This is a genomic window from Neobacillus sp. K501 (genome assembly GCF_053749995.1).
Genome location: NZ_JBSLYA010000012.1, coordinates 94,507 through 101,711, shown reverse-complemented (window position 1 = coordinate 101,711; position 7,205 = coordinate 94,507). Strand labels below are relative to the sequence as shown.

Here is a 7,205-nt window from a genome sequence, read left to right as displayed (position 1 = left end):
GGATGGACGCACCGCTGGTGTACCAGTTGTCTTGCCAAAGGCATCGCTGGGTAGCTATGTGCGGACGGGATAAGTGCTGAAAGCATCTAAGCATGAAGCCCCCCTCAAGATGAGATTTCCCATAGCGTCAAGCTAGTAAGAACCCTGAAAGATGATCAGGTTGATAGGTCAGAGATGGAAGCGTGGTAACATGTGGAGTTGACTGATACTAATCGTTCGAGGACTTAACCACAGTCTTATGGCATTACTCGTTCTTAAATTACTTCTTCTGCATTATCTAGTTTTGAGGGAATAAAACCTCAAACAAATAGTCTGGTAACAATGGCGAGAAGGTCACACCCGTTCCCATACCGAACACGGAAGTTAAGCTTCTCAGCGCCGATGGTAGTTGGGGTTTTACCCCTGTGAGAGTAGGACGTTGCCAGGCTAAACCCCAATGGGGTTTTTATTTTGTGAATTATATAGATTGGCCCCTTGGTCAAGCGGTTAAGACACCGCCCTTTCACGGCGGTAACACGGGTTCGAATCCCGTAGGGGTCACCATAATGGAGGATTAGCTCAGCTGGGAGAGCATCTGCCTTACAAGCAGAGGGTCGGCGGTTCGATCCCGTCATCCTCCACCATCATGGCGATTGTGGCGAAGTGGTTAACGCATCGGATTGTGGTTCCGACATTCGTGGGTTCGATTCCCATCAGTCGCCCCATTTAATAATTTTTTTGATGTTTCATCAATGGGCTATAGCCAAGCGGTAAGGCATCGCACTTTGACTGCGACATGCGTTGGTTCGAATCCAGCTAGCCCAGCCACTTTTATTGGCGGCATAGCCAAGTGGTAAGGCCAAGGTCTGCAAAACCTTTATTCACCGGTTCAAATCCGGTTGCCGCCTCCAACTTTATTCAACATTTTGATATGCGGGTGTAGTTTAGTGGTAAAACCTCAGCCTTCCAAGCTGATGTTGTGAGTTCGATTCTCATCACCCGCTCCAATTAAGGGCCTATAGCTCAGCTGGTTAGAGCGCACGCCTGATAAGCGTGAGGTCGATGGTTCGAGTCCATTTAGGCCCACTACTATGGAAAAATATTAAAAAGAGCGATTGCACATAAAGCAATCGCTCTTTTTAACTTTAAGAAAAAAATAGAAAATAAACAGATTTAGCAGGAAATCTAATAAGAATACCATCAAATAGCTCCTTTGAAATTACAATTATTCCTTTCCTTTATTATTAGAAACTCGAATCAAAGCATACCAAAAAGGAGCTTTACAGAAAGTAAAACTTTTCAGGGGGATGAAGTGATGAGTAGAATAAAAGAGGGTTAAAGCAGCATCTAACAGAACATCCACAAAAAAGAGACACCAGCATAGTGTCTCTTTGTTCAACATTACATAATGAAACTATTCCTCTTCAGTATAAGCCTCGGTAGTTTTATCAAGGCATTCCCAGCATTCACTTCGATTCCTCTCCGGTTTTGACAGTTCCATTCCACAAGAAATACAGACATCCATAAAAAGATTCCCCTTTCCAGTGAAAATTTGGTTATAAATATGTCTATTCAATAAAAGAAAATAATATTTCAACTTCGCTAAAAAAAGATTCGATCAGAGTCAGAAATAACTTTGAATAGGTTATGGAATCCAGAAGAATAATATGGAAAAAGGGATATGGAAAAATGCAGAATAAGTTAAGATTTATATCCATCGTATATATCCTATTACTTTCTGTTGGCCTGTTTGCCCATGTTGAAATTATTCCATTCTTACTATCAACAGCAAAACGGGATTCTTGGATAAGCATCATTTTAACGGTTATCATTTTACCTTTATGGATCTATCTGCTATACAAGATTGTTACTATCCTAAATAAGCGTTCGATCATTCAAATGATAAAGGATCATGGGGGTAAGGTTCATTATTACCTTCTGCTTTTACCACTGGCCTTCTATATGCTTATTAGTGCCTTTGTGACATCAAAGGATATTATATATTGGTCACAACTAAGCTATATGCAAGGGTTTAACAGTTTTACTCTGGCACTTGTTCTGTTGCTATTGTGTTTGTTATGTACCGAGTCTGGGTTATTTTCGATTGGACTACTAAGCAGTATTCTTTGCCCCCTTGTTTTATTCTTAGGCTTTTTTATTTCGACCGCCAATATGAAGAAAAAGCATTATGAACTTTTATTTCCATTGTTTGCAGATGGCTATTTACCAATGACAAAGGGTATTCTCTATACTTCTTTACCTATCTTAGAGTTATTTATCATCATTTTTTTAACTCCGGTATTACAGAAGAATATATCAAGAAAGCAATTATTTGTTGTAGGTTTAGTCATTATTGGACTTATGCTCGGACCTACGATTGGTGCGATTGTCGAATTTGGACCAGAACAGGCTTCAAAGTATCGCTATCCTGCCTATGAGGAGTGGCGCTTAATTTCCATTGGACGATATTTTTCTCATGCGGATTTTTTTGCTATTTATCAGTGGCTTTCAGGTGGAGTGATACGAATTAGTTTATTTGTATTCATTGCTTGCAGAATTCTAACGAAAGGGATGGCGAATGCAAAAATAGTAAGGGGCACATATGCCATCCTCTTTTTCGCATGTATCTATCCATTTGACCAAAGCCCATTAACTGCATTTATTTATGGTTACATCAGACCGCTGTCGTTCTTTTTAATAATAATCCAAATGATACTTTTAACAATATACGTAGTGAAGAATAAACAGAAGTGGTCAGGAGGGAAGGTTGAACCATGAATGAACATCTTTTTACTGTAGAGTACTTGCAGCAGCTATTCAACTTTTCATCTGATATCGAAATAAAAGTGGATCATTCGTCCATCTTTGTGTTTTGTAAGCCCCTAACAGATGCTTCCATGATTTCTTCAGTTGTAGCATCTAATCCGATTTATCAGTCTATCCAGATGGAGGAGATTAGCAAAAAGGAATTCAATACTGAAAAAATAGAGAAAGCTATTTTTTCGGGGAAACTCATGGTGGTACCTGCTGGGGATCACGTTTATTTTTATAATATCAGCAAATCTCCTTCGCGACAGCCTGATGAATCTGTCGCGGAAGTTTCGATTCGTGGTCCAAAGGATGGTTTTGTCGAGGATATTATGACCAATCTTGGATTAATCCGTAAAAGGTTAAGGACGAAATCATTGGTAGTGCAGGATTACACGATTGGAAAAAGAACGAATACACGGGTTTCCCTTCTTTATATAAAGGATATTATGAATGAACAAATACTAAGAAATGTGCAGGAACGTCTTCGTGCGTTAGATGTTGACATACTAACAAGTACCTCGATGCTGATGGAATATTTGATGGACAATAAGTATACGCTCGTACCATCGATTAATTATTCAGGAAGAGCTGATTTCGTAACAGCAGCACTCAATCAAGGGAGGTTTACCATTATCGTCGATGGGGCACCAACAGCACTGATTGCTCCAGTCGATCTTTCTTTTCTATTTAAAACTCCTGAAGATGATAACACCAGTTTTTATTTTGCTTCATTGGAAAGAACCTTGCGAATTATCGGACTCTGTATAACGACGTTTCTACCAGGTTTTTTTGTCGCTCTCATCACTCATAATGTAGGGCAATTACCTCTTCCGCTCATTGCAACCATTACCGTTTCGAGATTAGGATTACCATTTTCGCCATTAATTGAAATGTTACTCATGCTGATCATGTTTGAGTTATTTAAAGAGGGCGGGGCACGTTTGCCGAAGGGAATCGGACAAACCGTTGCGGTACTTGGAGGTCTCATTATTGGTGACGCGGCCATTCGAGGGGGAATTACCTCACCAACAATGCTTGTTGTTATCGGAATTACTGCTATTTCTAGCTTCACTTTAGTGAATCAATCTTTATCAGGAAACATTTTTCTCATAAGAGTATTCGTCCTTCTCTTTGGCTATTTTATGGGGATATATGGATTTTTCATCAGTCTGATGTTCGTTTTTTTATACTTAACTAGATTGAAATCATTTGGAGTTCCTCTATTGGCGGGAATATCTTCCCCTGATGGAAAAGATATTCTCTTTACCTTTTTCCGTATCCCGTTTTCTTTTATGAAAAAAAGAAATGCCTCATTGCGTATAAAAGATGGAACAAGATCAGGTGAATAGATGAAGAAACTAATATATATATTTTCGATCCTATTTGTTTTAACAGGATGTGCAAAAATCCAAGAGATACAATACCAAGCCTATGCAGTCGGACTTGGCGTTGACTATCGGAATGAAGAGTATCACGTGGTGCTTCAGTTCTTAGACTTTTCAAATGTTGCGAAAACCGATCAAGGTAAAAGTGATCATGCGAGCCCGGTCTGGATTGGTAAGGGAAAAGGAAAAACTATGGAAGAAGCCATTATACAAATATATCACGGGATTCAAATTCCCGTTAATTATGACCAGATCAGTTTGTTTGTTTTTGGAAAAGCAGTATTAGAAAAAAATTTGGTTAAAACCGTAGATGCATTAGATACGAATTTTAATATACGACAAACTGGCTGGGTATATGGGACAGAGGAACCAGTGGAAAAGATATTCACGACGAAGCTTCCTTTTAATTATGCCTACTCAAATGCTAGGATTGTTCAGCCGGAATTTATGCAGCAGCATGATTCCTTAATCCCTACTATTTCGCTGCAGGAACTGATTTATCTATTAAATGAAAAAGCTAAAACCATCCTTGTCCCAAGGGTTTCCACGAATGATGAAATCATAAAGGAGGATCAGGATCCCCTGCCTGTGACAATTCTTCATGGTGCCTATGTCATGAAAGAGGCAACCATGAAGGGGTATTTAAACGAAAAGGATCTAAAGGGATTTATTCGAGTGAACAACAAAGCAGTTCGATCCCCTGTCACTGTTAGTCAAGGGAAGGGGAAATTTGTTCAAGTAGAATTATTAAACCCAAAGGTCAAGAGAAGGATAAATAATGATCAAAATGGGATCCAAATTGGATTAGATATAAAAATTTCTGCTGTTGTCAGAGAATCAAGCAATCCAATTCTCTCCCCAGAACTAAAGAGGCAGATTAAAGAAAAAATAAGAAACGATGTATATGCAGCTTATGAAAAAAGCCAAAAGATTGGTGGGGATATCTATCAATTTGAGGATTATCTATACCGTTTTATGCACGATGATTGGAAGAAGCTTCAAAAAAGTGGGGAGTTCCCTCATTTAGATAAAAAGAATATCAATGTTGATATAGATCCACTAAAAAGCATAAATAAAATCAATGCAGGTATTCCCCTGCCTTTTGATTAAGAAAATTTCTTGCAGCTAATATGCTTCAAAGATTATTCCAAATAAAGAGATAAGGCGCTATTTCATTAGCGCCTTAATTACATTATGGATTATTGACCGCTCGTGGAAGTGGATTCTCTTCATCAACAGGGGTTACGGATGAGATCAAGGCTTCCTCTAAAGCGAGTGAATATATTTTCTTTTCCTGATCGTTCCAATTTAGCTTATCTGCCATGTATTCAATGACCTGTTTACGTGTGTTTTCTACTAACTGAATATTAAACAAGATGGCACTAGTTCGGCGATGAAAGAAATCAATCGGTGTTGCGGCCATTTCCTCCTCGATGGCATAGACAAGTTTAGCAAATAAATCGGATGGAAGTTGATATTTCTGTGCATCTTCTTTATTTTGGGAGAAAAGATTGTACACAGTGCCAACATTTGAACCATACATTCTTGCTAATTGCTCTGATTCCTCTCTAGATAAACCTGCTGCAAGACCCTTATCGATTTGCCATGAAACATAGGATGAAAATTGAATAGAGCCGCCAACATCCCCCCCAGAAATCGGCATTTCTTTTGTTTGGCATGAAGGGAAATTTCGTGATTCTTCGGATTGAAATTTAGTCGCTAACAGATCGACAACCATTTCAGCCATCTTTCGGTACCCCGTCAATTTGCCGCCTGCAATCGTAATTAATCCGGAAGCAGACTCCCAAATCTCATCTTTCCGTGAAATTTCAGAAGGATCCTTTCCTTCTTCATAAATGAGCGGACGAACCCCAGCCCAGCTTGATTCAATATCTTTCTCATTAATTTTTACATCAGGAAACATATAGTTGATCGCATTAATAATGTAGGTTCTGTCAGCCACCGTCATGTTCGGATTGACCATATCCTCATTATAGAAAGTATCTGTTGTCCCAACATAAGCCTTCCCATCACGCGGGATCGCAAAGACCATTCGGCCATCTGGGGTATCAAAATAGATCGCTTGCTTTAAGGGGAAACGAGATTGATCAATGACAAGATGGACACCTTTGGAAAGCTGTAATGTTTTTCCCTTTTTAGAATGATCCATTTCACGGACCGAGTCTACCCAAGGACCGGCAGCGTTCACGATTTTTTTCGCACGAATCAAATACTTTTCGCCGCTTATCATGTCCTGGACCATCGCCCCAACGACTTTCGCCTTATCGTAAACAAGCTTCACGACTTTTGTATAGTTACAAGCAGCCGTTCCTTTTTCGAAAGCTGACTTCATTACTTCAATCGTAAGCCTGGCGTCATCTGTCCGATATTCAACATAATAGCCGCCGCCTTTTAATCCAGTTTTTTTAACTAAAGGCTCCTTCGCTAATGTTTCCTCCACAGAGAGCATGGAGCGCCGTTCAGATCTTTTAACACCGGCTAAGAAATCATATACTTTTAATCCAATCGATGTGGAGAACTTTCCGAATGTCCCGCCTTGATGCATGGGAAGTAACATCCATTCTGGTGTTGTAACATGAGGGCCATTTTCATAAACCACTGCCCGTTCTTTCCCAACTTCCGCCACCATTTTGACTTCAAATTGTTTTAAATATCGTAATCCGCCATGGACTAATTTCGTGGATCTGCTAGAAGTTCCGGCGGCAAAATCCTGCATCTCTACAAGTGCTGTTTTCATGCCGCGTGCTTGAGCATCAAGAGCAATTCCCGCACCCGTGATTCCACCGCCGATGATCAATACATCAAACGGTTCATTTTTCAATTTTCGAACAATTTCTTTTCGGTGTAAGGTAGAAAATTTCATGATTGTGGCCTCCGTTTGTTAAGTCTCTTGTATAGATTATGAGGGGAACAAAAAAGAGACCACAAAAGACATTACCGACGAACGATAATGTTTTTGTGGTCTCTCCGATTTCTCCTGCCAATTATTAACTTAATTTTATTATATCA

4 protein-coding genes, 7 tRNA genes and 2 rRNA genes are annotated in these 7,205 nt (G+C 39.5%); 12 read left to right on the top strand and 1 reads right to left on the bottom strand.

The features are described from left to right. The 12 genes from ACWM35_RS22120 to ACWM35_RS22065 all read left to right on the top strand — a co-directional run. Positions 1–232: ribosomal RNA gene (locus ACWM35_RS22120) — 23S ribosomal RNA — on the top strand; the annotation flags it as partial. Positions 233–311: 79 nt separating this feature from the next. Beyond that, positions 312–427, top strand: a 5S ribosomal RNA gene (rrf, locus tag ACWM35_RS22115). Positions 428–468: 41 nt separating this feature from the next. Further along, positions 469–543: transfer RNA gene (locus ACWM35_RS22110), tRNA-Glu, on the top strand. Between the two features lie 4 nt (positions 544–547). Then, positions 548–623: transfer RNA gene (locus ACWM35_RS22105), tRNA-Val, on the top strand. Positions 624–628: 5 nt separating this feature from the next. Beyond that, a tRNA-His gene (locus tag ACWM35_RS22100) sits at positions 629–704 on the top strand. Between the two features lie 28 nt (positions 705–732). Beyond that, positions 733–807: transfer RNA gene (locus ACWM35_RS22095), tRNA-Gln, on the top strand. An 8-nt stretch (positions 808–815) separates the two neighbouring features. Beyond that, positions 816–890: transfer RNA gene (locus ACWM35_RS22090), tRNA-Cys, on the top strand. Positions 891–912: 22 nt separating this feature from the next. Beyond that, positions 913–986 (top strand) — tRNA-Gly (locus ACWM35_RS22085). A gap of 5 nt (positions 987–991) precedes the next feature. Then, positions 992–1,065, top strand: a tRNA-Ile gene (locus tag ACWM35_RS22080). 603 nt (positions 1,066–1,668) lie between these two features. Next, positions 1,669–2,757 carry an endospore germination permease gene (locus tag ACWM35_RS22075; protein ID WP_454821059.1) on the top strand — a complete coding sequence of 363 codons (1,089 nt, stop codon included), beginning with the start codon at positions 1,669–1,671 and terminating at the stop codon, positions 2,755–2,757. Then, the gene (locus ACWM35_RS22070) at positions 2,754–4,139 is read left to right on the top strand and encodes a spore germination protein (protein ID WP_454821058.1); all 1,386 of its coding nucleotides are present in this window, start codon (positions 2,754–2,756) and stop codon (positions 4,137–4,139) included. Before ACWM35_RS22075 ends, ACWM35_RS22070 begins: the two co-directional genes overlap by 4 nt. Next, positions 4,140–5,285: a Ger(x)C family spore germination protein gene (locus ACWM35_RS22065; protein ID WP_454821057.1), complete on the top strand. Its 1,146-nt coding sequence runs from the start codon at positions 4,140–4,142 to the stop codon at positions 5,283–5,285. 82 nt (positions 5,286–5,367) lie between these two features. Here ACWM35_RS22065 and ACWM35_RS22060 read toward each other — a convergent pair whose 3' ends face one another. Continuing rightward, positions 5,368–7,059, bottom strand: coding sequence for a glycerol-3-phosphate dehydrogenase/oxidase (locus tag ACWM35_RS22060; RefSeq protein ID WP_454821056.1), 1,692 nt, complete (start codon positions 7,057–7,059; stop codon positions 5,368–5,370). Positions 7,060–7,205 lie beyond the last annotated feature (146 nt).

What these genes read in the sequence shown, in the direction of transcription:
- ACWM35_RS22075 (WP_454821059.1), top strand. Translation starts at nt 1,669, where the DNA reads ATGCAGAATAAGTTAAGATTTATATCCATCGTATATATCCTATTACTT.
- ACWM35_RS22070 (WP_454821058.1), top strand. Translation starts at nt 2,754, where the DNA reads ATGAATGAACATCTTTTTACTGTAGAGTACTTGCAGCAGCTATTCAAC.
- ACWM35_RS22065 (WP_454821057.1), top strand. Translation starts at nt 4,140, where the DNA reads ATGAAGAAACTAATATATATATTTTCGATCCTATTTGTTTTAACAGGA.
- ACWM35_RS22060 (WP_454821056.1), bottom strand. Translation starts at nt 7,059, where the DNA reads ATGAAATTTTCTACCTTACACCGAAAAGAAATTGTTCGAAAATTGAAA.